Source organism: Paenarthrobacter sp. OM7 (assembly GCF_029873575.1).
GTDB lineage: Bacteria > Actinomycetota > Actinomycetes > Actinomycetales > Micrococcaceae > Arthrobacter.
Map to the genome: position 1 here is coordinate 4,588,639 of NZ_CP123579.1, position 24,737 is coordinate 4,613,375.

Here is a 24,737-nt window from a genome sequence, read left to right on the forward strand (position 1 = left end):
CAAGTACTGGAACGCGCGGTGGCGTCGGTACTCGATTTCCGCCCCCGACTCTTGAGGTGGACATCATCGAGGACCACGCAGTGGTTCTCGAATCCCTTTCCGTGTGGCTGGAGGAAAATACCGAAGGCATCAAGGTTGTGGGCCGGTACCCGTCCTGGGCAGAGCTTGTCCCGAACCTTGGCGCACTCTCCGATGTCGTGATTCTGGACGTCCTGCTCGGAGACAGCATCCCCTTGCCCGCGAAAATCAGTGCCCTTATCTCGGCTGGGCCACAAGTGGTGGTGTGCAGCGCCGTGACAGACCCGGCCGTGATTCGCCAAGCCTACGCGGGCACTGGCCTATATTCCCAAGACCGTCGGCGCCAAGGACCTTGAAGACGAGCTAGGGGCAGCAGCCCGGGGACAGATGTTCATTTCCGACGAAGTCGCCGCAGCTTTAGCTGTCCACGATACTGCCCCAAAGCTGACGGCCCGGGAACACCAACCAAGTAGTCTCGATCTACCTGGGAGATGAGGGCCACACTATGGCAGAGACCGGCCAAGTCTTCGGGATTAGTGTCGACACGGTAAAAGAACATTTGACCGCGGCCCGCCGGAAGTTCCAGGACGGCAACGCACCTCTGACCCGCCTGGCGTTACGTCAGCGCCTGATAGAGGGCGGGTGGCTTAACAAATAGACAGCTCTCGTCCTTGGATGACCCCCTATACGCTCCTGAGCGACCGGGCACAGGAACGCTGCCCTGGCCTCGTGGAACGGGCCCTGCGCATGGGAGATGACACCTTCACGTCTCGATGCACAGCTGTTAATGCAGACCCACCAGGGTTGACGACTCGCGCCGCGCTGAAGGAGCGGCGAATGCTCGTTCTCGGACCGGCCAACGCGATCTGCCACGCAATTTCAGGAGGAATCGTAGCGGCAGGTTTCGGGGCGCGGCGGGTGCCGATCGAGGCCAGCCATCTATCACCCAAGGAATGCCCGGCAAAGGGCCCAGCCCTGGACGCTGTCCCGGGCTCGGGCCGTCTTATCAAGTCCCGGCGAAAGCTAGCGACAATCATTGCCGCAGGGACCGAAAAGAACCGCCCACCCCGGCCCCGTCTTATGACCAAGGAGGGGCGGCCGGCTCTTCGCGGGCCAGTCCGAAACTACCCGAGCGGACGGACGTTCAGGAGCGTGGCAAATTGCGCCATGAGTGCGTGGGTCAGGTTGTATGCCACCATCTGGGCCCCGTCGGCATAGGCGGCGGCAGCAGCCTCGGCATCGCCCACGAGGTCCAGCCTCAGCGACTCGGCGGAGGCTAGTGCTCTGTTGACCCGAACCCGGGATTCGGAGACTGAAAGGTCCTCTGGTCCGCTGGACGCGGCCAGATCGGCGGCCCCGATCATTAGCCCGTCGAGTCCCTCCGTGGCCAAAATCCTGTCCACCGCAGACACCGCAAGCGGGGACTCGATCATACCGATTACCAGCGTTTCCTCGACTAGCCGAGCCTTGTGGTCCGGGCCGCTGACGGTTCCATACGAACCCGCCCGCCCGTATGTTGCGAAGCCCCTGCGCCCGCGTGGAGGATAGTGGGCGGCCGCGACAACGTTCCGTGCCTGATCCGCAGTATCCACGTGCGGCGCAACCACTCCAGCCGCGCCGCTGTCCAACGCCCGCAGGATCAGGGCATCCTCGCCCTCCCCCACCCGGACGAGGACTTCGACACCATGCATGGCCGCCGCGGCGATGTGCTGACGAAGGGGTATGGCATCTGCTGGTCCGTGTTCGCAGTCGATTATGATGAAGTCGAAGCCCGCCACAGCGAGCATCTCCACCAGCTCCTCCGAGGGCATGCGGAGGAGGACCCCGCAGACCCGCTCACCGCCGAGGACCCGCGTGCGCAGTGCACGCCGTTGCGTCCTCACGCGACCATCCCGGCAGAGAGGTCCACGTCCGCCCCGCAAAGGCCGGGCATCCCCAGCATTGCAACCACGGCTGCTCCAACCTCGGACTCGGTCACCATCCGACCCAGGGCGGCGCGGGAAACGAAAACGTCCTGCGCCTGGTCATAAGTCTTGCCGGTCCGTTCGGCCTCAAGGCGGAAATTCCGGTCCATCCGCGGCCCATCCACCGGCCCCGGCGAAAGGGTATTGACGTTGACGCCTGCCGGCCCGACCTCGAATGCAAGCGTGGAGCTGAGCCCGATCACGGCCATCTTTGAAGCACAGTATGGTGTCCGCCGTATGAGAGGCCGCTTGCCTGACACCGAGGCGAGATTGATGACGTCCCCGCTGCCGCGTTTGACCATAGCAGGCAGGAAGGCCCGGCACATCAGGAATGTCCCACGGACATTGACATCAAAAACCTCGTCCCATTCAACCGGGGCGATATCGGTAAGCGGTGCAACCGGGCCAGCGATCCCGGCATTGTTGACAAGGATGGACACCTCCTTCCCGACCAGACTCTGTCGGAGCTGGTCAACCGAGTCCGGATCGGCCACATCCACGATGCGCCAGCTTGCGCCACCCCCCAGCTCCGATGAGACTTCTTGAAGTGGCTGTTGGCGCCGGCCGGCGACAACAACCTCGGCACCGGCCTCGTGAAGTGCCCGCGCAATGGCCGCGCCCAAGCCCGTACCGCCGCCGGTGATGAGGGCAGTACGGCCCGTCAGGGATCTCATCGCGTCGCGCCGACGGAGGTGGTGCCCGATAGGGCACGGTCGATCCATTCGAACCGTTCGCCGCCGTGGCGCCAGACACGCACGTCGCCCGATCGGGCATGTCCTTCGAAAAGTTCAACGCGTGCTGCACGCCCCAGAACCCTGCCCAGTTCTGCGGACGACTCGGCATTCTCAATGACTTGATAAGTCACCGTCTTGAGGTATTTCCCCACCCACAGCCCGCCGGTGTACCTCGCGGCACCGAGAGTGGGGAGCACATGGTTGGTCCCGATGACCTTGTCACCGTAGGAGACGCAGGTGTTCTCACCGAGGAAGAGCGCCCCGTAATTGTGCATTTTGGTCAGCGCCACGGTGGGGTCGGCGGTAAAGATCTGGACGTGCTCGGCCGCGAACCGGTCTGCGACACTGTACGCCTCGTCAAGGTCCTCGACGACGATGACCTGGCCCCAGTTCCGCCACGCAGGTTCAGCGAAGTCCTTGGTCGGCATGTCCGGCAAGATCCGTTCGATGTGGCCGAGTGTCTCTCGGGCCACCCTTTCGGAGGTGGTTACCAGGATCGCGGGTGAGTCCGGTCCGTGTTCGGCCTGGGAGAGGAGATCGACGGCGACAATGAACGGGTCGGCATCGGCATCCGCCACGATGAGAACTTCGGTCGGGCCGGCAAAGAGGTCAATGCCGATCTCGCCGAAGAGCTGCCGCTTGGCCTCGGCGACATAGGCGTTGCCTGGGCCCGCGATCATGTCCACGCGGTTGATCGACTCGGTGCCAAGTGCCATTGCTGCGACGGCCTGGACCCCACCCAGCAGATAGATCTCGTCTGCCCCGGCAAGTTTCATTGCGGCGATCGTCGCGGCGGGTACCTCACCCCGGATCGGTGGCGTGCAGGCGACCACCCGCGGGACCCCGGCGACTTTGGCGGTGATGATCGTCATATGGGCGGATGCGGTAAGTGGGTATTTGCCGCCGGGAATGTACGCTCCGGCGGCCTGCACCGGAACGTGGCGGTGGCCGAGGAAGACCCCCGGAAGGGTTTCGATCTCCACGTCCCGCATCGAGTCCCGCTGCGCCTGGGCGAACGTGCGGACCTGGTTCTGGACGAAGATGATGTCGTCAATGACCTGCTGGTCCAAGCTGTCCATGATTTCTTCAATCTGGGCATCCGAAAGCCGGAATGAATCAGCGGTCTGCTTGTCGAAGAGTTCGGCGTACTTTCGGACGGCGGCGTCGCCGTCGGTTCGGATTTCAGAGATGATCTGGCCTACACGCTCCGCCACATCGGCGTGGCTGGTGTCGGCAAAAGACTTGGACGGTGCTTGCTTCAGGTACTTGACCACAATAACTCCTTCGTTATTACATACGTATGTCTATAATAGGAAGGAGAAGACACATTGGTCAAGAGTCTGATTCGATAGAACCCTGCGGCGTCGAGGATGCCGCAGACCTTAGGGAGAACTAGATGAGTGTTACGAGCCATGATGTCGCGCAGCTAGCGGGCGTTTCGCAGCCCACGGTGTCCCGCGCCCTGCGCGATGACCCGCGCGTTTCGGAGGCCACGAAGGACCGCGTTCGGCGAGCCGCCTCGCGGCTGGGCTACGTCCCCAGTGACGTCGGGCGGGCCTTGTCCAGCGGGCGGACCAGGCGGATTGGCCTCCTGCTCACTGACCTTGAAAACCAGTTCTACCCGCATATCATCGCGCCCGCGTTCCACCAGCTTGAATCCCGCGGCTATCAGCTCATGCTGCAGACGGAAGCCGCGGACAACGAAGTGGTCGCTGAGCGGCTCATTTCCAACGGACTCGACGGCGTGCTCCTGGCCACCTCAACAATCGACTCGGTAGTACCGCACAGGCTGCGGGACCGCGGACTTCCCTTCGTGTACTTCAATCGGACATCCGCGGCCGTGAGTGCCGACTCAGCAGTCGTGGATCCTGCATTAGGCATGAGCGAAGCTGCTAAGGCACTATTCGAGCTAGGCCACCGCCGCATAGCCGCCATCCTGGGTCCGGCCAACACCAGCACCGCGGTCAACCGTGAACTCGCGCTCCGCGAAGCGCTGGCGCACTACGGCATTTCGATCCCTGCGCGTTATGTTCATCGCGGTGCCTTCGAGACCTCTACGGGCCAGGTGGGGACAGAGCGCTTCCTGGCGATGCCCGAACCCCCCACCGCCATTGTTTGCGGCAACGACGTCGTAGCATTCGGTGCGCTGAACGCAGCGCGCGTAGCCGGTGCCGATGTCCCCGGGGATGTGTCCATCATTGGCTTTGACGACCTTCCATCGGCCTCCTGGCCCATCATTCGACTGACAACCATCGCGTACGATTTGGATGCCATGGTGCGCAAGGCTGCGGACCTGCTAGTGGGGCGGATAGAGAAGCCGAACCAAGCGCCTGAAGAGTGCTCATTCCCGTCCCGCCTGCTTATGCGAGACACCTTGGGATCTGTCAACTAAAGAAAAACTTCGCCATAGCGGGACTTGCCACTGACCTTTGCATACGCATACACTGGCTGTCATCTAGGAATCGACTAATTTCACGCGAGAGAGAAATCGGGTCTCGACCGAAGTGCCGTTTGATCAGCTTTGGGCCCACGCCACCATCATGCCCAGTTCAAGGCCAGCCGCGGCGATGCCCGCAAGCCGACCGCAAAACTATCTCTCGATCCCGCTCAACTCATCACATCCCAAAGGAGGGATCTTCATGACCAGCACCATCGCTTCCGAGCAGAACATCGACATAAGTGAGATCCAGCGGCGCACCATCCGCCGTACGGACTGGGTCGCTTGCAACGCGGCGTTCATCGATTGCCGCACGCCAGGGTCGGATAAGAAGGAGAACTACGCCTTCGTCGGCCCTGGAGTATCCCAGAACCCCAACCAGTACGTGAACCTGACAGAACCCCACGGCTTCAACACCGGCGCAGCTGGTATGCCCAATGGCATCAGCAACAACCTGCATCTTCACTTCACCGCCGAGGTGTTCATCAATCTGGGCGGGGAGTTCCGTCTCCGCTGGGGCGCGGACGGCAAGCAGGGAGAATATGTAGCCAAGGATGGTGACATCATCTCCGTTCCGACCTGGATTTTCCGTGGCTTCACCAACGAGGGTCCGGACGAGGGACTTCTATATACGGTCCTTGGCAGGGACGATACCGGTGGCATCATCTGGGGTCCGTCGGTGCTCCGTGAGGCTGAGTCCTACGGCCTGCACCTCACTGCTGACAACCGCCTCATCGACACCGTGGCCGGTGACGAACTCCCGGAGGGCGTCGCGCTCATCAAGCCGATGGAGCAGAATTTCATTGATGAGCTCACCAGCTATACTCCCGAGCAGATGCGCTCCCGCGTGGTCCAGCCTGGTGACCGCACCTATAGCCGAAACGCGCTGCTGTGCAACGTTCTGCCGGGCGGCGGCGCGGAACTGAGCCTGGTGATCGGCTACGGCATGTCCGAGGACCGCCGCCAGGTTCCGCCGATCCACGAGCCGCACAGCTTCAATCTCTCTTGGTTGCGGGCGCAGGAGGGCGAAGGCGTGTTGCGGCACCGGCATGACCGGCCGCAGGTGCTGCTCGTCAAGTCCGGACGCTGGGCCGTCACGTTGAGCGGGGACGCCGGCACCACGCTTGAGCTCGGCCCGTCCGATTCATTCTCGGTTCCCGCCAACAGCTGGCGGGAGTTCCGTTGCCTTGAAGGCAGCGAATCGGCAGCGACACCAGGTACCGGTGAACTCTTGGTAATCAATCCGGGCGACGACCGCGTTCGCCTTGAATGGGCACCCGAGGTATCAGCCGCGGCCCACGACGCTGGCTGGGTTATCGACCCCAACGGTTACGTAGCACCCACGGCAGTTATGGAAGGCGCAGCCGAGGACGACTGACCCGGGAGTAATCTAGAGGTGACGGAGGGCCGCCGCGATCACGGCGGCCCTCCCCTTCAGCCCGTGCTCGCGTTTATTTGACTGCTCATCCGGCCCATTTCGGAGCACGTTGATCCTAAGAACCTACTCAAAGTGGTACTCGCAGAAAAATTCCAACGACTGGACAAGCCAGGGAATGTGCATCTTTCATGTCAGCCAAGAAATCGAGGCCAAGATCGACGCCCGGTCGGCTTGCCCGGAGCGCATAGGAACGGCCCTTCTCTTGCGGCGTCGCATAGCCGGGGACTCGACCAACATATCGGTTCAGGCCTGGCCCGTTCAGGACCACGCCGCCATAGGATTATAGAGCGTTGCTACCAGGACCGGCCCTGTCTCTGCCGGCCGGCCACACATGTGAGGAACCACTGCCTGCGGCTTCCCCGCACGCACAACAGAACTGCTGCGCGCCACTGACGTGAGTTTTTGGTCTTGGACATCAACGTTGATGATGCAGTTCTCGGCGCACGCCTGGCGAGCTAGTTAGCGAACGCTGTGCAGGTCCAAATCGTTGGCCAATACACTTGGCCACCGGAAATTCCCGCAACGTTTATGAGCTCTCACACGACATGATCAAGAACCCTAGTCATGGACGCCCTCACAGTATCGAGCACAATTGACGCCCCTTGTCACCGTCGGCGCACAAGCGTTGGTGGTCCCGGGCAGCGAAAAAAACGATGCAATGGTCCGTAAGTCTTAGCAGCCGGGGCACTGTCGTTCGTCCCAAAGACTTATGGTGCCTCCGTGTGCGTATCAGCAGTCTCCGCGACAGCCCAGGCAGAAACACATCCTCCCCGATAGCGCCGACATACTGAAAAGCAACAACCCCGCTTTCCACTTCAACGCGGCGAATCGAAGCAGCCCACCCTTTCTGTTGCGTTTGGGTCCAGAATCGCAGATGCTGTCGCTTTGATCAGGCTCCACACTCAGACATAAGCCACTTTGTTCGGACATCGGATTTACGCGCCCGGCGGCATCTCTAGTCAGCCCAAGAATTGTAACTGGTCATTTCCAACTATTGCTTCTTGCGCTATGGCTGCGTGCCATTGCCACCTCCTAACGGCGTTTATCCAGATCAGTGCCTGTCTACTTCACGCACTGACCTGGATAAACGGTCCGTTCGCTGTCTCGCCGGTTTCGGCCTTAAGCAACTGGATGTAGCTGCATCAGGGATACAGCACGGTCAGAAATACCCTTATCTACAGGTATCCGGACTTCTTGTACGGGCAGGAGTTCTGGCCGCCTGACTTATTTGGTTGCGCTGTAGTCCAGATAGACGGTTTTCCTTCGGCTGTACCGTTCAAAACCGTGCTGTCCATCATCGCCGCCGAGGCCGGAGAGCTTCCACCCTGTGTGGAAGCCCTGGACTTGTTCGGGACCAATTTTGTTAAGGTAGACTTCACCGAATTCAAGGTCGTCAGTCGCAGACATAGCAGTACGGATGTTTTCCGTAAACACATAGGCAGTTAAACCATAGACGGTGGAGTTGGCCCATTCAATCGCCTCATCGTAGGTGTCAAAGGGCACGATTGGCAGGACGGGGCCGAAAACCTCCTGCTGGACGATGTCCATATCGTTAGTGACGTTGGTCAGCACCGTAGGAGCAACCCAGTAGCCAGCACTGTTCTCCAGTCCGTCCGGTGCGCCGCCCCCGATTTCGATCTTCGCCCCGGCGGCAACAGCCGCATCAACAAAGTCGATAATCTTGTCGCGCTCGGCCCGTGAAACTTTGGGGCCCATCTCGGATGCCTCGTCCAGGGGGTCGCCCACCCTAAGGCTTTTCACCTTCGCGACGAAGCGGCTGACAAATTCCTCGTAGACGCCTCGTTGGACGTACGTGCGTTCATTGCAGGTGCAAACCTGCCCGCAATTCCAGAATCTCGCCTCGAAAGCCTTCTGCACGGCAAGGTCGAGGTTGGCGTCATCAAAAACTATCACCGGCGCTTTACCGCCAAGCTCCAGCGACACCGGAATCACCTTCTCCGAGGCCTTGGCCAGGATTTCCTGCCCGGCCCGTGTTGAGCCGGTTACCGTGACCATGTTGACCAAGGGGTGCTCCACTAGTGCAGCGCCCAATATCCGGCCGGGCCCAGTTATGACGCTGACGAGACCTTCCGGAACTCCCGCCAGTTCACAGATCTTAGCCATGGCAAGCGAGGAAAGCGGGGTCAGGTCACTTGGCTTAACAACGATTGCGTTGCCTGCCATCAATGCCGGGGCAACCTTCCTGGCGAAAATGGCTGCGGGGAAGTTCCACGGGATGATCGCCGCGACGATACCGACCGGCTCCTCCCTGATCGACAATTGCTCGCCGTGCGCTGAGGGGGCAACGAGCTCCCCGACGTTGCGGTATTTTTGGCTGATGGCGTAGTCAAAAAAGGCCTTGACACCGCCGATTTCGCCTCGGGCTTCGGTGATGGTCTTGCCCTGCTCGGCGACGACAATTTGCGCCAGTTCTTCGGCATGGGCGTCTACTTGGCGTACAACTTCTTCCAGGACCCGGGCACGTTCGGCGAGGGAACGCTGTCCCCACTCCTTCTGGGCAGCCTTGGCTTTGGTGAGCGCCTGTTCAACATGTTCGAGCTGCCCGTCGGGGACCGCCGTAAAGACTTCGCCTGTTGCAGGGTTGTCCACTGGGCGTGTGGCGGTTGACGTGATCCATTGGCCGCCGACGAGCATGGCGGGTGAGGGCCCTAGAAGGGAATTCTGAGTGAAAAGCGACGCGTTCATCTAATGCTCCTAACTGCTGACGTTACTTTGTTCTTCTTCTTCAGCCAGCGCTAGCTCATGACGATTCCGCCTTCGACGTTGTACGTCTGGGCAGTGATGTAGTTAGAACCGGCTCCGGCGAGGAAGACGGCCATCGGTACGATGTCCTCCGGGACGGATGTCCGTCCGAGCGGAATTCCGGCTGCTGCATCCTTGAACGTCTCGCCCTCGGCCTTGCCGGTGATGTCGCCAAACTGCTTATCGACTTCTTTCCAGTAAGGGGTGTCCACGATTCCAGGAGCCAACGCGTTGACGTTGACCCCGTATGGTGCCATTGCCAAAGCAACGGACTGGGTAATCGAAATCACGGTAGCTTTCGACGCGCAGTATGCTGCCACCAACGCCTCACCCCTGCGCCCGGCGATAGAGGCCATGTTGATGATTTTGCCGCTGCCCTGCTGGCGCATAGGTTCGCACGCGGCTTGGGTGAGGAAGAACAGGCCCTTGACGTTGACGTTGAAGATACGGTCCCATTCGTCGGGCGTCGTGTCTTCAATCGACTTGATCAATCCGATGCCGGCGTTGTTGACGAGGATGTCCAGGGTGCCGTGATCTGCGACGATCTTCTGAATAAGGGCTTTGGATTGCTCTGGATCGGCCACGTTCAGCATCACTGCTGAGGCAGAACCACCCGATTTCTTGATTTCTTCGACGACGGCGCTAGCGCCCTCAAGGTTCAGGTCAGCAATGACGACGTGCGAACCTTCTTCAGCGAAGGCCAAGGCCATTGCCTTGCCCATTCCCGACGCAGCTCCAGTGATGAGGGAGATCTTGTTTTCCAGTGTTGCCATGATATTTGGCACCTTTCTTGCTGTGTTGTTCATGTAAGTACGGATTGTTTAAGGAGGCCTTTACGGACTTCGGCGATTGGACATAACCCCCTGGATCACGACCGCAAGAACGAGGAACAGGCCTGTGACAAGATCCTGGTAATAGGCGTTGAGCGTCCCGATTTGCGTAATGATGTTCTGAATGACGCCAATGAGCAGGACACCGCAAAGGGCTCCGAGCATAGTGCCAACGCCCCCCGTGAGCAGCACCCCTCCAATGACGGCCGCAGCGATTGATTTGAGTTCGTACTGCGTGCCCAGGGTAGATACACCGGAAGAGAGCCTCGAGGCCAGCAATGCACCGGCGAGACCTGAGAGGGCTCCGCTGATGGTGTATACGGCAATCTTGATCTTGGCTACGTCGGTCCCCATCATTCGAGCGGCAGCCTCGTTGCCGCCAACAGCGAACACATTGGAACCGAAGGATGTGCGGTTTAATAACAGCCCTGCAATGACAAAGGCAATCACGATAAGCCAGATGAGATTACTCAAGCCCAGGAACGCACCGTTGCCGATGGAACTGAAGTCGCTGTTCTGGATCAGGATGCTGGTTGGTGCCAGTAAGAGTGCGATCCCCTTGAGGCCGAGCAGCCCACAGAGAGTGACGATGAAAGGCGCCATCTTCGCCTTGCCTATGAGTAAACCATTGACGAAACCAACCAGGGTGCCCGCGACGACGGGGGCTAACAGGGCCCAGAACCAGCCGTAGGGAGAGGCGAGTGCTGCCGCAACCGTTCCAAGACCCACCATGGAACCAACAGAGAGATCAATACCGCCGGAGATGACAACCAGGCTCTGTCCGATGGTGATCAATCCGAGGAAACAGGCGGCAGTAATGATGGACGAAATATTGCTTGGGCTGGCAAATGAGGGGAAGGACAGTGACGCGACGACGCCCAGGATCAGCAGAACGCCCATGACCCCATAGGTCTGGGCCAACTCCAGTAAGCTCTTCTGGCCAAGTAGCGGTGGGCGGCCGTAGGCCACGGAGACAGCGGAGCTCATCGTGCGTCCTTTCTTGATCGTTGCATGTAGAGGGCCACAATGATGAGAACGGCCTTCAAAACCTGGGAGAATGCGGGATTTATGCCCTGCATGACAAAGGTTGTGTCAATGAGCTGTAGAAAGATCGCCGCGGAGGCTGCCCCAAGAATGGACATGCGCCCACCGGCGAGGGGTGTACCGCCGATCACGACAGCTGCGATCGCCGTTAGCTCGAAGTTGATGCCAATGAAACTGGGGTCTGAGGCGCCGATCCTGGCAGAAACCATCACACCTGCGATTCCCGCGAGGGTAGCACTGGCTATGTAAACCCCAATCAGAGTGGAGTTTCGTGGCGTGCCGGCGAGGAACGCGGCTGAACGGTTTGAGCCAGCGAAAAGCGCATAGCGACCAAAAGTCGTCCGACGAACGAGGATGATAAATGCAGCTGTGGTAGCGAACGCAAACAATGCGACGATCGGCACTCCAACAAATGATGCATTGCCTATCCAGGTGAACAAGCCCCCTGGCGGGATCGGTGAGCGGGAACCGCCGGATACAGCCTGCGCTAATCCTCGTACCGCAACAAGCAGCCCAAGCCCAGTGATTAACGGGTTGATTCGGGCGAAGGTGATCAGTGAGCCGTTGACCAAGCCAATGGCCGCTGCAGCAGCAACGGCAATGAGCAGGGTCGCAGCTTCTCCGTAACCCAAGTAGAGGGCTATTGTCGCCGACGAGAAAGCCATGACGGACCCTACCGACAGGTCGATTCCACCTGTGCCGATGGCCAGCGTTTGTCCCACTGCAATCAGAATGAGCGGGGCGGCGGAGAAAAGGAGATTCTGGAGAGTGAAGGCGCTGGCAAACCCTCGGGTGGCCAAGAGATTGAAGATAAAAAGAGCAACGAGGGCGACGTAGACGGCATTCTTGCTGGCCCAATCGAGGACGTTCCGCCCACGATCCCCTAGGGGATCTTGGGGATGGGCAGGGCGAGTTTGAACATGTGCGCTCATCGCGTCTCTCCTACATTTTCATGAGTGTTGCCGGCCTGACCCGAAAGCAGACGCATGACATCCTGGTAGTCCACTTCATGGGAATAGACCTCACCCATAACTCGTCCCTCACTAAGGACGATGAGCCGGTCACATACTGCGAGCAGCTCCTCCGTTTCGCTGGACGTCATGACGACCGAGATTCCCTTATCTGCCAATGCTCTGACGACGCGGTGTACTTCTGCCTTGGCACCGATATCGATGCCTCTTGTCGGATCGTCCAGAAGGATCGCCTTGGGTTCACGGGATAGCCATCGCGCCAGGAGAACCTTTTGTTGGTTGCCGCCCGAAAGTTCGCTGATGGATTGCTCCGGGTTTGCTGCCTTGATCTTCAGTTCGGTGCTGTAGTGCTTGACGACCTTGTTCTGAGCCTTGAGACTGACAAACCCGAAGGTTGCCAGACTGTCCAGAGTGGCGGCAGTGAGGTTCTCTTTGATGCTGAGACCCGCAAAGATACCTTCGGTTCGGCGGTCCTCAGAGAGGTAAGCGAGGCCAGCGCGCAGAGCACGTGATGGCGTCGCACGAGTGAGCGCCTTGCCGTCCACCAGAACGTCCCCGGACTCGGCCTTGACCGCGCCGAACAGGGCCTTGCACGTCTCCGTTCTCCCGGCCCCCAGAAGTCCCAGCAAACCAACGATTTCGCCTTTTCTGACGTCAAAGGACACGTTCCGGACGCGCGTAGACCAGCAAAGGTCCCGAACCGAGAGGCCGATCTCCTCCGTTGCCAGGCGTTCGACCCGGCGCTTTGCGGCCCCAAGGTCCGTGTCAGCTTCGCCGAGCTCTACGCCACCAAGCATTGCCTTGACGAGTTCGACGCGAGGGAGCTCGGCCGGCGTGCTCTCAGTGATGAATTCTCCGTCACGCAGCACGGTGAACCGGTCGCATAGCTCGTAAAGCTCGGACATTCGGTGACTTACGAACAGCACAGCTGCTCCCTCGGAGCGCAGTTGTCGAATCACCCCAAAGAGCGTCTCGATTTCCTTTCCGTTGAGAGCGGAGGTTGGTTCGTCGAGGATGACAACTTTGGCTTCGAAAGCAACCGAGCGAACAATTGCCACCATTTGCTGCATTCCAAGGCCCAAGGAGGAGACCTTCGCGCGGGGGTCGATGTCCAGGCCATACCTTTCCAGGATTGCCTGTACCTGCTGAACTGCGGCCTTCTTATCCAGGAATCCCGCGCGGCGAGGCTCCCTGCCGAGCAAAATGTTCTCCGCCACAGTGCGCTCGGGGATCAGATTGATCTCCTGGTACACCGTGCTGATGCCCGAACGCTGTGCATCCAGCGGCTTGGCAAAAGTTGCCGGGGAACCTTCGAGCAGCAACTCTCCGGCATCGGACTGATAGAAGCCGGTAATGATCTTGATCAGCGTAGATTTACCGGCGCCGTTTTCGCCATTGAGGCCATGGACCTCTCCGGCGTACAGGTTGAGAGAAACTCCTTTAAGGGCAGCTACACCGTTGAATGACTTTCTAATGTTCTTTGCCTGAAGAGCCAGTGGCTTTTTTAGGTCAGACATTTTGCACCTCTCGATGTGGGTGAGGGGTTGTGTGCGCTAGTACGCGGCACCGGAATCGACTGCTGCTTGGGCATTGTCTTTGGTATAGAGCGCGTCCTTCATGATGACTTCCTGGGACACGTCCGTTCCCGCGGTCCAGTCGAGAATCGCTTTAACCGCGGCGGGACCGAACCGGGGGTTGGTCTCTACGACTGCGTGTACCTCGCCGGTGGCGACGCCCCCGACAACTGACTTCAGCCCATCGATGGAGACAATCTTGACGTCCTGGCCGGGAATTTTCCCGAAGTTTCGTAGCGCGGTGATCGCACCTTCGGCCATGACATCTGCGTGGGTGTAGATGGCCTTGACATCAGGATTGGCAGAAATCATTTGACCAACAACTTCCTGAGCCTTGCTGGTTTCCCAGTTACCAGTTTGTTGAGCGACGATTTTCAGTCCCGGGTTTTTTGCAATCTCATCCTGGAATCCCTTGGTCCGCATGGCAGCAACGTCGCTGCCCGGGGCGCCCTGCACTTCCGCTATGGACCCCGACCCACCCAAGCCCTCCACGACAGCCTTCGCTGCCCGAACGCCTTGCTCGTAGAAATCAGAACCCATGAAAGACAAGTAGTCGGTGCACGGCGTTCCTGACGTCTTGCGGTCGATGGTCACAACGGGAATTCCTTTTGCCCGGGCATCCGCAAACGCACCCTGCAGCCCGGTAGCACCGATGGGAGCCACGATCAGTGCGTCGACGCCCTGATTGATCATGGACTGCACATCAGTGAGCTGCTTAGCCTGATCGCCACCTGCATTGGTGTAAACGTACTTGGCTCCGCTCTTCTCAACTGCAGCTTTTACGGATGCCGTTTCCACAGCGCGGAACGGGTTCTGTTCGTTCTCGGACTGCGCAAAGCCGATCGTCATGTCCTTAGCCGCCTTCTTTGAAGGTGAAGCGTTGGTGCACTTCTCGGCGGACTCACGCTCAACGACCTGCGAAGCGCCTTCGCCCGAAGAACTTGAGGAACCCGCAGTGAGTGGAGCCGCGCAGCTGGTGACACCCAGAAGTGCAACAGACCCGATCGCGATAGCTGCGGGCAGGAATATACGTGATTTCATTCGGAGAATCCTTACATGGCGTTTTGATGTGCTACCGGTTGTAACAACGCAAACAATCTCTTCGCACCTTCGGTCATTGATTGTCGTGACCGGCGCCTACTTTAGAAGTGGTTGGGCAACTTGCAATGTGTGAACAAGTGGCGCCGGATCGTTGGGAAGAAAACCGGTTTTCTTATGTGGTAGAGACTACATTCGCAAGTGCCGGGTCTGTTGTCAAGAGCTAAGCCCAAGAAGATCGATAGATGTCGTGTTGCTGACGGCCTGAGCGGATCCCAGCAGCATGAACGCAATCCTGAGCAGCGTGCGGTCGCGACAGTGCTGCCGTGGTGCCGCGCTGATGTATGGTGCCTGGAGGCTTGCTATCGTGCGACGGGGTCCGAGGCGTCGAGCAGTTCCAGTTCGTTGCGTCGTGGCATGCCTTCCCAGTCGCCGGGGACAAGGCAGGCGAAGGCACCTGTTCGGACGGCGGTGACTAACCGGTCCTTTATAGAGGCTCCGGCGAGGAGGTCGGAGATGTAGCCGGCCACGAACGCGTCTCCTGCCCCGACGGTGTCCACGGCGTTGATTCGTATTGCTTCTTGGTGGTACTCGGTGCCGTCGATGACAGCTGCGCAACCCTGGGGGCCGTTCTTGATGATGACTTGCCCCGGGCCCAGGGCAGCGATCCTGTGCGCGAGTTCGAGGGAATCCACGCCGCGGCCCACTGCGATTACGGCTTCGTCGTCGCCGGCGAAAACGATGTCGGCCAGTTCGATGAATTTGCGGAAGACCGGCCCGGCTTCCTCTTCTGTCCAGAGGGCTGCGCGGTAGTTCAGGTCGAACGAGACGCTCACTCCGGCTTCGCGTGCCACGGACACTGCATACAACGCGGCTTCACGCGCTGTTTCGGAGAGTGCGGGGGTGATGCCGGTCAGGTGCAGCAGTTTCGCGTTCCGGATGGCATCGACCGGTACGTCTTCGGGAGCCAGGCGTGAACCGGCGCTGGCTGAGCGGTAGTACCAGACTTTAAGGTGTTCCGGGGTGCGGCGTTCCTTGATCATCAGCCCGGTGGGTGCGCCGGCGTCGCGGATGCCCAGGGTGGTGATGCCCTCAGCGGCGACCTCGCGTAGTACGAGGTCGCCGAGGCTGTCCTGCCCGACCCTCCCAAGCCAGGTCACGCTGGTGCCCAGGCGCTTCAGGGCGATGGCGACGTTGGTTTCGGCCCCGCCCATGCCCAATTCCAAGGAGCCTGCGTGGGCCAGGGGGCCGGGCGTCGCGGCTTTCATCAAGGCCATGGTTTCGCCCATCGAGACGACATCGCTGAAGGGCAGGTCGTTGCAGGGCAGGTCGGTGTGGGTCATTTGCTTGCTTTCGTTTCCGCGGCGTCGCTGATGAGCCGGCTGAGTTTTTCTGCTCTTGCGGTCAGTTCGGTCAGGCTTCCGCCTGAGAAAGCATCGCGCAGCAGAGGCCCGCCGAGGCTGACGGCCAGGGCGCCGGCCGCAATCCACGCCGGTGCGTCGTCGATCCCGATGCCTCCGGAGGGCACAATCCGCATCTCCGGGAACGGCCCGCGGAGTTGGTCGACGTACCCAATGCCCACGGCCGAGGCGGGGAAGAGCTTCACCGCTGTGGCGCCGGCGTTCCAGCCGGCCAGCAGTTCGGTGGGCGTCAGCCCGCCCGGAAACACCGGGATGTCACGCTCGACGGCGGCACTCACCACTGCGGTAACCATCGCCGGGGTGACCAGGTAGTCCGCTCCGCAGTCGAGGGCCTGCAGGGCTTGGTCCACGGTGGTGATGGTTCCGACGCCGATCTCGGCGTCCGGGCCGAAGCGTTCCTTGAGCCGGGGCAGTTCCTCGAAGACTCCTTGGGTGCTGAGGGTCAACTCGATGGAACGGACGCCTCCGCGCACCAGGGCTTCGATCACGGGGGCGTACTCGCGGGCGTGGTGTGCCCGCATGACGGCCACCACGGGATTGGCTTTCAGGATCGCGGAAGAAGCCGGCCGGTGCAGTTTGCCCGCTGGTTGGATGGTGCTCATCGGGCCAGCCACCCACCGTCGACCGGAAGAACAACGCCGTGCACGTAATCTGCGGCAGGGGAAGCCAGGAACACCACCGCGCCGGCGAGATCGTGGCCTGATCCCCATCGGGCGGCGGGGATACGGCTGGAGATCTGCTCATGCCGGACGGAGTCGGCGAGCAAGGCCTGGTTCATGTCCGTGGCTATGTACCCCGGGGCCACGGCGTTGACGTTGACGCCTTGTGGGGCCCACTCATTGCACAGCGCCTTGGTCAGCTGGGCCACTGCACCCTTGGACGCCGCGTAGGCCGGAACCCGCAATCCGCCCTGGAACGTCAGCAGGGATGCCAAATTGATGATTTTGCCGTTTCCGCGCTCCACCATGGCCTTACCGAAGCCCTGGCAGAGCTGGAACACTGCCCGGGTGTTGATGTTCATGACCGCATCGAAGTCCTCCAACGGGAACTCCACGGAGTCATGGCGGATCTGCGTGCCGGCGTTGTTGACCAGGATGTCGATCCGGTGCTTCGCCAGCGTCGTTTCGATCGCGTGCGCCACCGAGTCCTGGCTGGAGAGGTCGATGGCCGTTGCTTCGGCAGTAACGCCTGCCTCCGCCGCAGCCTGGGCCAGTTCCGGAGCGAGTGGACCACGTTGCAGCGCAACAAGGTTCGCGCCCGCCCGGATCAGGCCCAGGGCGATCCCCAGGCCGATGCCGCGGGAAGCTCCGGTGATGGCCGCCGTCGACCCTGTCAGGTCAAAAGGCGCGCGCGGCGCCGCTGCTGTGTCTGTCATGCTTCTCCCTTGCCGGGGACGGCTGCCGTAGCCGGCCCAACGAATACTTTGAGGACCGCTCCAGCGGTCATGGCCTTGGTGAATGCGGCCCGGGTTTCTTCGAGCGGGAAGACCTCCACAGGGATCCGTCCCAGCCCAAGCTCGCCGCCCTCGATGAGCTTGACGGCCCGTTCGACGTCGGCCCGCGTGTAGACGCGGACGCCCACCACCGTGTTTTCCGCAAAAGTCAGGGCCTGCAAATCAACCTCGACGGGCTTCTTGTAGACACCCACCAGCACGATGGTGCCCAAGACGCGAACTGCCTTCGGCAGCAGTGCCGCCACGGAGGGGTGGGCGGCCGAATCGAACACGATGTCCGCGCCGTCCCCGCCCGTTGCCCCCAGGATCGTGTGTACCGGGTCGGCACCCGAAGCAACAGTGTCGAAGCCAAGCTCCTCAGCCACCAAACGGCGCTCTTCGGAAGGCTCCGAAATCAGCACGCTGCCGGCCCCTTCAGCCCGGGCAACAAGGGCAGTGAGGATGCCTATGGGACCCGCGCCGAACACCACCACCCGCTCTCCGCCCTTGAGGCCGGAACGGGAGACGGCATGTACTGCCACGGCCAGCGGCTCGGCCAGCGCGGCTTCATGCAGCGGAACAGCCGAGCTGACGGGAATGAGGGTCTCTGCCGGCAAAGCCACGTACTCGGCCAAGGACCCGGCGACGTCGATCCCGTACAGCTTCAGGCTGCGACAAACATGAGTGTCCCCCTCCCTGCAGGGATGGCACTTCCCGCAATGGATCAAGGGCTCCACCGTCACGCGGGTGCCCGCCGCAGGGCCTCCAGCGGCAGCGATTTCCACGATGCCGGTGATTTCATGGCCCATCACCACGGGCGCTTCAGCCCGGGGGTGGCTTCCGTGCAGGATGGAGAAGTCCGTGCCGCAAATCCCGGTGAGCTCAGACCGGACCAAGGCCCAGCCCTCCGGTACCTCGGGAAGCGGCACGGTCCGGTACTCAATGGTGTCCGGACCCGTCCAGACCGCGGCGCGCATGGTCTGCGAGGTGGTTGTTCCTGCCATGGTTTCGACGCTCATGCCGGCACGCTCCCGTTCAGCACTTCACTGTTGAGGATGTTGCGGGGTGTTCGCCCGGCGCAGACCTCCACCACGTTCTCCACCGTGCGGCGTTTGAGCTCCGCGTAGGACTCCTCGGAATACCAGGCCGCGTGCGGGGTCAGGACCGCGTTCTCCACTCCCAGCAGCGGGCTGGTCATGGGCAAGGGCTCCACTTCGAAGACATCCAAACCCGCAGCGTGAAGGCGCCCGTCCTTCAGGGACGCCGCCACAGCATCCGTGTCCACCACACCTCCGCGGCAGGTATTGACCAGCACAGCCCCCGGCTTCACCTTGCCCAGTACCTCGCTGTTGATCAGGTGATGCGTATACTGGTTGAGCGGCACATGCAGGGATATCACGTCAGCACGGGCGATGAGGTCCTCGAAGCCAACTACGGTGATCCCGTCCTCCGTGACAGACCCGGGGGTCAGTAGCGGATCCGAACCGATGACCTCGTAGCCCAGCCCCTTTGCTTTCCGGCCCGTGGCCGCACCGATCAAGCCCAGGCCCACCACCCCGAACACCCGCCCGCTGATCCGGTGCAACGGTTGCACCGGCCCCAGCGAATAATCGCCACGGCGTACACCGCGGTCCAGCTGCGTGATGCCGCGGGCCAGGCTGACGGCCAAGGCAATCGCGTGGTCGCTGACGTCCTCGGTGCCATAGTCGGGGACGTTGCAGATGGCGACGCCGCGCGCAGTGGCCGCTTCGACGTCGAGCGTGTCAACCCCGACGCCGTAACGGCCAATCGCTTTCAACCCCGGCAAAGCATCCAAAACCTTGGCGGTGATGGGCGCGTACTGGACAACGATCGCGTCCGCCCCGGCCGCTGCAGTGACGACTTCCTCTTCAGTGCGGCACTGAGCCAACACCAGCTCGACGCCGGCAGCCTCAGCGAACGCCCGCTCGATATCGATGGAATCGTGATCGCAGTCCGTGATGACTATCTTGACTGGGGCTTGCATTATTGGACCTCGTATTCGAAAGCGTCAGTTTGGGTTGTGGCTTCGTCTTTTGCGCCGGCCACGGGGGGCTTGACCAGGATCAGGGCGATGGCTCCAGCGATGGCCAAGCCAGCGGCCAGTGCGAATGCTGCAGTCCACGAGCCCAGATCCTGGATGAGGAAGCCGGTGACGATTGGGGCGATAATTCCGGCGAGGTTGGCGCAGAAGTGAACAAATCCGGTGACACCGCCCAACCGCGCGGGGTGAACGAAGTCGCGGACGATCGCGAAGAACTGCACGTTGGCCAAATAGAGCAGCAGGAGCACCAGGGAGAATAGTCCGACGGCGAGTCCAAGGGAGTTCACAGCTGCCAAAGGAATACAGAGCGCCCCGCTGAGAGCCAGGAAGAAGCCGGTCATCCACTTCCGAACCCGGAACGGCGCGTTCGATCGACGAGCGAGACGATCCGAGAGGATGCCGCCAAGGGCGGTCCCTATGGAGCCCGCCACCCAGGGCAGCGCGCCCGCCCAGGCCAGGCTGGAGAGGCTGATGTTCTGGGTCTGGACCAGGAACAGTGGATACCAGGATAAGAACATGAACAGCAGCCAGCTGAAGCCGAAGAAGGCGATGGCGTTGGCGATGACTGCGGGCTGGCGCAGGTAGAAGCGCAGCGGGGGAACGTTCTCGGTGGTCAGTTCCTTCGTTTCGGCGTCTACGGCGGTGATCAGCGCCAGTTCCTCGTCCGTGATTCGAGGGTGTTGCGCAGGCTTGTCGCGGATCACCCAGTACCACCAGGCCGCGATGACCAGACCGATGGCGCCCAGCACGATGAAGGGGACGCGCCAGTTGTTGTTCGAGAGCACCAGCAGGCCCGTAACAACAGGTATACCCAGTGCCGCCCCGAGCGGATTTGCGGCAAAAGTGAGACCCATCGCTGTCGCATATTCGCGCTTGGGGAACCAGTTGGCCATAGTTCGTGCCGTCACGGCACCTTGTGGGCCTTCGCCGGCACCAAACAGCAGTCGTTGGATAAAGAATGTAGTGAAGTTGAAGCACAGCGCAGTGAGGGCGGTGCAGAGGGACCACCATGCCGCAGCTACCGCCATGGTTTTGCGTGGACCGTACTTATCAGCCAAAGCACCGCCGGCGAAGCAGGCAGGAGCATAGGTAAAAGCAAACGCGCCAAGGATAATGCCCATGGCACCGGTACTGAGGCCAAACTCATTGATGATCAGAGGCGCTGCAACGCCCAATGCTGCGCGATCTCCATAGTTCAGCATCAGGACCCCGGCATTAGCGCCGAGGACCCGCCACCGAATTCCGCGCAGTGGTTTGGGGTCAGACCGGCTGCCTTGGATTGCCTCGCTCACGCCCGAACCGCTTCCAGTGCTGCGAAGTCCAAGTCCACGCCGTGACCAGGGCGTTCGGGGGCGACTGCGAATCCATCCTCAATGCGCATGGGGTTGGCCAAGTAGGCGTCCAAACCAAAACCGTGGGCTTCCATGTAGCTGCGGTTAGGTGCCGCTGCTAGAGCCTGAACCGTCAGATCGTGCACTCCATGGGAAGTGACAGGCAGGTTGTGAGCCTCCGCGAGCGAAGCTATTTTCCGGAAGGTCGTATATCCACCGCAGTTACTCACGTCCGGTTCAGGGAAGGATAGTGCGCCTGCAGTGATGTGCTGCTGGAATTCGTAGAGGGTGTGAAGGTTCTCGCCGCCAGCAATGGGCTGGCCGCCTTCGCGCAGAATTCTTGCGTTTCCTGCCACGTCGTCCGGGATGGTGGGCTCTTCGATCCAGACCAAGTTGAACTCGGTCATGGCGTGTGCGGCTCGGATTGCCTGATCGGCGCTCCACTTCATGTTCGCATCCACCATGAGCGGGAAGTTTTCCCCAAGATGGGAACGCATAGCGGCGACTCGCTCCAGATCCTCGCTCAGGTTGGCCCGGCCGACTTTCATTTTGATCGCCCGGAAACCCTCGGATTGGAAACGATCGGCCTGCCGGAGAAGATCGCCGAGATCGAGCTCCAGATCGATCCCTCCGGCATAAACTGGAACCTTCGGGTCGTATCCACCAAAGATCCGCCACAGAGGTTGACCCAGGCGCCGCCCCTTTAGGTCCCATAGGGCGATGTCGATCGCCGAGATAGCCGAGGTGGCGTGACCGCCCCGTCCTGCATAATGCAGTGTCCACCACAGATCCTGCCAGATCTTCTCTGTATGGTCGGCGTCCTGGCCGAGCAGTTTAGGCGTTAGGTAGCGCTCCACCATGACGGCCACCGCCGCGCCACCATCGTTGACCGTGTAGGTGTAGCCGAGTCCCACAGCCCCGTCACTGTCTGTGACACGGACAGTGATCAGCTCAAAGTCCAGCATCACTCCGTGGGTACTGTCGGTCAGCGCGTGCGCCAAAGGGATTCTAAATAGATCGGTTTGTATCTTTTCGATTTTTGCCATGGCTCTTCCTTGAACTCGGAGACGATTCTTACAAACCGGGACGCCAACAGGCCTTAGAAAACCGGTTTTCTTGATGGATACAAGCTAGTATGAGGGAAACTGAAGTGTCAAGGGTGCGCATGAGCGACGTCACAAGAGTGGTTCAACATGTTGAAGGGAGCGGGGTGCAAAACCGGAACACGGAACTGCCGACCAACGGAAGATCACGCCTGATCGACGTTGCCCAAATGTCAGGGGTAACTAAATCTGTCGCCTCTAGGGTGCTGAACGATGATGCGACACTATCCGTCCGCGAGGAAACACGGCTGCGGGTCTTGGAATCGGCCAAAAAGCTTGGGTACCAACCGCATGTCGGGGCTCGAGCCCTGGCCGGCTCAAGGACCAGGGCCCTTGCGCTGCTGATTCCGGACCTGACAAACCCCGTCTATTCAAGGATCACTCGCGGGGCATATTCCCAGGCCAGAAACCGCGGTTACGCATTACTTCTGGCAGAGGATACGGCGGAAGAGGGTGTTGACGAACAGTTTGCGGACCTCGTCGCCTCAGGACGCGTCGACGGGCTCCTAATCGCCTCGGCGCGACCGAGCCACCCCTTGCTGAACCTGCTGCCGCAAACAGACATCCCATACCTTTTCGTCAACCGCTCCGTGGCCGACTCGGGACGGAATATCACTATGAACCTCGAAGCTGCCAGCACCTGCGCGGTGGCACACCTTCAAGAGCTGGGCCACCGACACATCGGCCATGTGTCCGGACCGGAGGCCCTTAGCCCAGGTCAGGGACGCCGGATCGGGCTCTTGCGAGCGGCCCGGGAAGCAGGACTGCCGGAACCGCAGGTCGAGCCAGGTGAATTTAGTGAAAAAGGTGGCTATGACGCCACACTGCGCCTGATCCGCAATCATCCACGAGTCACTGCTGTCTACACGAGCACCCTCAATCAAGCCATAGGTGCCTTGCATGCCCTACACGAATCAGGCATCTCTGTGCCGGAACAGATCTCCGTGATCTCCTATGACGACCTTCCGTTGGCCGACTATCTCCAGCCACCGCTGACGACCATTGCAATGCCTCTAGTGGAACTAGGAAGAACGGCCGTCGATGTTCTGTGTAACGTCCTCAATGGTGACACCCCGACCGACCTAACCATCCCTTCTGACCCTCAAGTGGTTTCCCGGAGGTCAACAGCCCCTCCCCTGCCCTCCCATCCCTAAAAAGCTACCTGGCCGGTCTTGTTGGACTTGACCGGCCATTATGGCAGCGTGACCGGCCTGCGCTGTAAGTAGTTGGCCTAAGGATGCCAGGTCCATGGGCGAGAGTTTCCACCTACGGACCGGATCAATCTGGCGGATCGCGAAGCGGGTTCGCTGCTCCTGCCGGGTGAGGGAAAACCAGAACTTGGTCACATGGATTCCTGCATCCTCCAGCATCTTTTCGAAGACCGGCGCCTGACCCACGAAGGTGTCGTATTCGTCGTCCGTGCAGAAGCCCATGACGCGTCCCACGTTGGCGCGGTTGTACCAAGAGCGGTCGAACATGACGATCTCGCCGGCGGTGGGAAGGTGCTGGATGTAGCGCTGGAAATACCACTGGCCTGTTCCCGGTCTGAGGGTTTGGACAGCGCAACCGTCCTGGCGGACCTTGGATCAGACGCTCTGTTAAGCGCTTTATGGTGCCGCCCTTGTCGGCAGCATCCCTGCCATCGAAGACGATAACGTGCTTAAGCCCGCGGTGCTGGCCCCAGTACTGGAACCCAGCAGTTCGATCTGCAGGCGGTACTTCTCGATCTCATACTCGTCGCGGGTCATGCGCTGCAGGTACGGATAGTCCTCGTTCCACGTTTCAACGGCGGATCCACCGGGATCGATCAGGTCCGGATCCTCCCCTTGCCCGCCGCTGATGGTGTAGCCCAACTCCACCAGGTGATCGTTGGTCTCACGCAGGTTGTGCCTGACCCACCAATTGTCCAGTGATGTTGCCAGCGAGTTTGCCTCCGTCATGCGGTCCTCCTGGTCAGCCACGTAGTGCCCGGCAGCCTAACAACCGTTGGTGACGGGAACATGAACGATTGTCATGAGCTTAATTCAAAGCCCGTGAGGTCGATCCAGTAGCGGCGGAAGGCCTTGCCCTCGCCGTCCAGGCGCACATCTTCCAGCACGCCGCCGCTTCGCTCAATGGTCCTCGCAGAAGCCGCATTGTTGTCATCACAGGTCAGGAGTACCCGTTCAGGCCCTCCCCCTGCAGCCAGGCTGGAGCACATCTCCCGCAGGGCCCAGGTTGCCACACCACGACCGCGATCCGAAGGGCGGACGCCGTATCCAATATGGCCGCCGGAGTTCAGGAGGGAAGGTGTGAGGTAGTGGCGGAAGGCAATCGAGCCCACGTATCGCGAATCCTCTGTTATCCAGCGAAAGGTGCAGGGGACTATGCCGTTCACTTCCTGGGCATGCTCAGCGTCCGCCAACTTTCGGACCCACGCGGCAAAGCCTTCGGCTGTGCTGACGTCATCGCCGGCGAACAGCCCGGCGCCGTCCTGGTGGGCGCCGTCCCATTCGCGGTGCGACTCGATGAATGACTCGTAGAAGGACACGTCAGGAGCGGTAAGACTAAACATGGTGACGACTCTAGGCCCCGCTG

The 24,737-nt window shown here is 60.7% G+C and carries 21 protein-coding genes and 1 pseudogene; 4 read left to right on the top strand and 18 right to left on the bottom strand.

Features of this window, described 5'->3' with window-relative positions:
- Positions 1-56 precede the first annotated feature (56 nt).
- Complete coding sequence (locus QEH68_RS21165; RefSeq protein ID WP_280624982.1) at positions 57-374, top strand: hypothetical protein; 318 nt, start codon at positions 57-59, stop codon at positions 372-374.
- 768 nt (positions 375-1,142) lie between these two features.
- Here QEH68_RS21165 and QEH68_RS21170 read toward each other — a convergent pair.
- From QEH68_RS21170 to hisD, 3 genes are read right to left on the bottom strand one after another with little or no spacing between them, the layout of a single operon-like run.
- On the bottom strand, positions 1,143-1,901 hold the full coding sequence (locus QEH68_RS21170) for an aldolase/citrate lyase family protein (protein WP_280624983.1): 759 nt from the start codon (positions 1,899-1,901) through the stop codon (positions 1,143-1,145).
- Entirely contained in the window at positions 1,898-2,656 is a 759-nt protein-coding gene (locus QEH68_RS21175; protein ID WP_280624984.1) for an SDR family oxidoreductase, read from the bottom strand. The genes QEH68_RS21170 and QEH68_RS21175 overlap by 4 nt, the downstream gene beginning before the upstream one ends.
- Positions 2,653-3,990: a histidinol dehydrogenase gene (gene hisD, locus QEH68_RS21180; protein WP_280624985.1), complete on the bottom strand. Its 1,338-nt coding sequence runs from the start codon at positions 3,988-3,990 to the stop codon at positions 2,653-2,655. Before hisD ends, QEH68_RS21175 begins: the two co-directional genes overlap by 4 nt.
- Positions 3,991-4,112: 122 nt before the next feature.
- Here hisD and QEH68_RS21185 point away from each other — a divergent pair, with 122 nt between their 5' ends.
- Positions 4,113-5,108 (top strand): LacI family DNA-binding transcriptional regulator, encoded by a 996-nt coding sequence (locus QEH68_RS21185; RefSeq protein ID WP_280624986.1) that lies wholly within the window; start codon positions 4,113-4,115, stop codon positions 5,106-5,108.
- A gap of 247 nt (positions 5,109-5,355) precedes the next feature.
- Positions 5,356-6,531 (top strand): cupin domain-containing protein, encoded by a 1,176-nt coding sequence (locus tag QEH68_RS21190; protein WP_280624987.1) that lies wholly within the window; start codon positions 5,356-5,358, stop codon positions 6,529-6,531.
- A gap of 1,284 nt (positions 6,532-7,815) precedes the next feature.
- Here the strand turns inward: QEH68_RS21190 and QEH68_RS21195 are convergent.
- From QEH68_RS21195 to QEH68_RS21255, 13 genes are all read right to left on the bottom strand, one after another.
- Positions 7,816-9,297, bottom strand: coding sequence for an aldehyde dehydrogenase family protein (locus tag QEH68_RS21195; protein WP_280624988.1), 1,482 nt, complete (start codon positions 9,295-9,297; stop codon positions 7,816-7,818).
- Between the two features lie 50 nt (positions 9,298-9,347).
- A complete protein-coding gene (locus QEH68_RS21200; RefSeq protein WP_280624989.1) occupies positions 9,348-10,127 on the bottom strand; it encodes a glucose 1-dehydrogenase in 780 nt (259 codons plus the stop codon).
- 60 nt (positions 10,128-10,187) lie between these two features.
- The gene (locus QEH68_RS21205; RefSeq protein ID WP_280624990.1) at positions 10,188-11,171 is read right to left on the bottom strand and encodes an ABC transporter permease; all 984 of its coding nucleotides are present in this window, start codon (positions 11,169-11,171) and stop codon (positions 10,188-10,190) included.
- The gene (locus QEH68_RS21210) at positions 11,168-12,160 is read right to left on the bottom strand and encodes an ABC transporter permease (RefSeq protein WP_280624991.1); all 993 of its coding nucleotides are present in this window, start codon (positions 12,158-12,160) and stop codon (positions 11,168-11,170) included. The genes QEH68_RS21205 and QEH68_RS21210 overlap by 4 nt, the downstream gene beginning before the upstream one ends.
- Entirely contained in the window at positions 12,157-13,716 is a 1,560-nt protein-coding gene (locus QEH68_RS21215) for a sugar ABC transporter ATP-binding protein (protein ID WP_280624992.1), read from the bottom strand. Before QEH68_RS21215 ends, QEH68_RS21210 begins: the two co-directional genes overlap by 4 nt.
- Positions 13,717-13,752: 36 nt before the next feature.
- On the bottom strand, positions 13,753-14,814 hold the full coding sequence (locus QEH68_RS21220; RefSeq protein ID WP_280624993.1) for an ABC transporter substrate-binding protein: 1,062 nt from the start codon (positions 14,812-14,814) through the stop codon (positions 13,753-13,755).
- Between the two features lie 359 nt (positions 14,815-15,173).
- A complete protein-coding gene (locus QEH68_RS21225) occupies positions 15,174-16,154 on the bottom strand; it encodes a sugar kinase (RefSeq protein WP_280624994.1) in 981 nt (326 codons plus the stop codon).
- Positions 16,151-16,834: a bifunctional 4-hydroxy-2-oxoglutarate aldolase/2-dehydro-3-deoxy-phosphogluconate aldolase gene (locus QEH68_RS21230; protein WP_280624995.1), complete on the bottom strand. Its 684-nt coding sequence runs from the start codon at positions 16,832-16,834 to the stop codon at positions 16,151-16,153. Before QEH68_RS21230 ends, QEH68_RS21225 begins: the two co-directional genes overlap by 4 nt.
- The gene (locus tag QEH68_RS21235) at positions 16,831-17,607 is read right to left on the bottom strand and encodes an SDR family oxidoreductase (RefSeq protein WP_280624678.1); all 777 of its coding nucleotides are present in this window, start codon (positions 17,605-17,607) and stop codon (positions 16,831-16,833) included. Before QEH68_RS21235 ends, QEH68_RS21230 begins: the two co-directional genes overlap by 4 nt.
- Entirely contained in the window at positions 17,604-18,683 is a 1,080-nt protein-coding gene (locus QEH68_RS21240) for an alcohol dehydrogenase catalytic domain-containing protein (protein WP_280624996.1), read from the bottom strand. Before QEH68_RS21240 ends, QEH68_RS21235 begins: the two co-directional genes overlap by 4 nt.
- Positions 18,680-19,669, bottom strand: coding sequence for a C-terminal binding protein (locus QEH68_RS21245; RefSeq protein ID WP_280624997.1), 990 nt, complete (start codon positions 19,667-19,669; stop codon positions 18,680-18,682). The genes QEH68_RS21240 and QEH68_RS21245 overlap by 4 nt, the downstream gene beginning before the upstream one ends.
- Entirely contained in the window at positions 19,669-21,018 is a 1,350-nt protein-coding gene (locus tag QEH68_RS21250) for an MFS transporter (RefSeq protein ID WP_280624998.1), read from the bottom strand. The genes QEH68_RS21245 and QEH68_RS21250 overlap by 1 nt, the downstream gene beginning before the upstream one ends.
- Positions 21,015-22,103 carry a mandelate racemase/muconate lactonizing enzyme family protein gene (locus QEH68_RS21255; RefSeq protein WP_280624999.1) on the bottom strand — a complete coding sequence of 363 codons (1,089 nt, stop codon included), beginning with the start codon at positions 22,101-22,103 and terminating at the stop codon, positions 21,015-21,017. The genes QEH68_RS21250 and QEH68_RS21255 overlap by 4 nt, the downstream gene beginning before the upstream one ends.
- A gap of 119 nt (positions 22,104-22,222) precedes the next feature.
- Between QEH68_RS21255 and QEH68_RS21260 the strand changes: the two genes are divergently transcribed.
- Positions 22,223-23,314, top strand: a complete 1,092-nt coding sequence (locus QEH68_RS21260; RefSeq protein ID WP_280625000.1) for a LacI family DNA-binding transcriptional regulator — start codon at positions 22,223-22,225, stop codon at positions 23,312-23,314.
- Positions 23,315-23,392: 78 nt separating this feature from the next.
- Here the strand turns inward: QEH68_RS21260 and QEH68_RS21265 are convergent.
- Both QEH68_RS21265 and QEH68_RS21270 read right to left on the bottom strand, forming a co-directional pair.
- Positions 23,393-24,100, bottom strand: a pseudogene (locus QEH68_RS21265) (polyphosphate kinase 2); the annotation flags it as partial.
- Between the two features lie 71 nt (positions 24,101-24,171).
- Positions 24,172-24,714: a GNAT family N-acetyltransferase gene (locus QEH68_RS21270; protein ID WP_280625001.1), complete on the bottom strand. Its 543-nt coding sequence runs from the start codon at positions 24,712-24,714 to the stop codon at positions 24,172-24,174.
- Between the last annotated feature and the right edge of the window lie 23 nt (positions 24,715-24,737).

What these genes read in the sequence shown, in the direction of transcription:
- QEH68_RS21190 (WP_280624987.1), top strand. Translation starts at nt 5,356, where the DNA reads ATGACCAGCACCATCGCTTCCGAGCAGAACATCGACATAAGTGAGATC.
- QEH68_RS21220 (WP_280624993.1), bottom strand. Translation starts at nt 14,814, where the DNA reads ATGAAATCACGTATATTCCTGCCCGCAGCTATCGCGATCGGGTCTGTT.
- QEH68_RS21225 (WP_280624994.1), bottom strand. Translation starts at nt 16,154, where the DNA reads ATGACCCACACCGACCTGCCCTGCAACGACCTGCCCTTCAGCGATGTC.
- QEH68_RS21270 (WP_280625001.1), bottom strand. Translation starts at nt 24,714, where the DNA reads ATGTTTAGTCTTACCGCTCCTGACGTGTCCTTCTACGAGTCATTCATC.
- QEH68_RS21215 (WP_280624992.1), bottom strand. Translation starts at nt 13,716, where the DNA reads ATGTCTGACCTAAAAAAGCCACTGGCTCTTCAGGCAAAGAACATTAGA.
- QEH68_RS21235 (WP_280624678.1), bottom strand. Translation starts at nt 17,607, where the DNA reads ATGACAGACACAGCAGCGGCGCCGCGCGCGCCTTTTGACCTGACAGGG.
- QEH68_RS21245 (WP_280624997.1), bottom strand. Translation starts at nt 19,669, where the DNA reads ATGCAAGCCCCAGTCAAGATAGTCATCACGGACTGCGATCACGATTCC.
- QEH68_RS21175 (WP_280624984.1), bottom strand. Translation starts at nt 2,656, where the DNA reads ATGAGATCCCTGACGGGCCGTACTGCCCTCATCACCGGCGGCGGTACG.
- QEH68_RS21200 (WP_280624989.1), bottom strand. Translation starts at nt 10,127, where the DNA reads ATGGCAACACTGGAAAACAAGATCTCCCTCATCACTGGAGCTGCGTCG.
- QEH68_RS21205 (WP_280624990.1), bottom strand. Translation starts at nt 11,171, where the DNA reads ATGAGCTCCGCTGTCTCCGTGGCCTACGGCCGCCCACCGCTACTTGGC.
- QEH68_RS21240 (WP_280624996.1), bottom strand. Translation starts at nt 18,683, where the DNA reads ATGAGCGTCGAAACCATGGCAGGAACAACCACCTCGCAGACCATGCGC.
- QEH68_RS21255 (WP_280624999.1), bottom strand. Translation starts at nt 22,103, where the DNA reads ATGGCAAAAATCGAAAAGATACAAACCGATCTATTTAGAATCCCTTTG.
- QEH68_RS21230 (WP_280624995.1), bottom strand. Translation starts at nt 16,834, where the DNA reads ATGAGCACCATCCAACCAGCGGGCAAACTGCACCGGCCGGCTTCTTCC.
- QEH68_RS21195 (WP_280624988.1), bottom strand. Translation starts at nt 9,297, where the DNA reads ATGAACGCGTCGCTTTTCACTCAGAATTCCCTTCTAGGGCCCTCACCC.
- QEH68_RS21185 (WP_280624986.1), top strand. Translation starts at nt 4,113, where the DNA reads ATGAGTGTTACGAGCCATGATGTCGCGCAGCTAGCGGGCGTTTCGCAG.
- QEH68_RS21260 (WP_280625000.1), top strand. Translation starts at nt 22,223, where the DNA reads ATGAGCGACGTCACAAGAGTGGTTCAACATGTTGAAGGGAGCGGGGTG.
- QEH68_RS21210 (WP_280624991.1), bottom strand. Translation starts at nt 12,160, where the DNA reads ATGAGCGCACATGTTCAAACTCGCCCTGCCCATCCCCAAGATCCCCTA.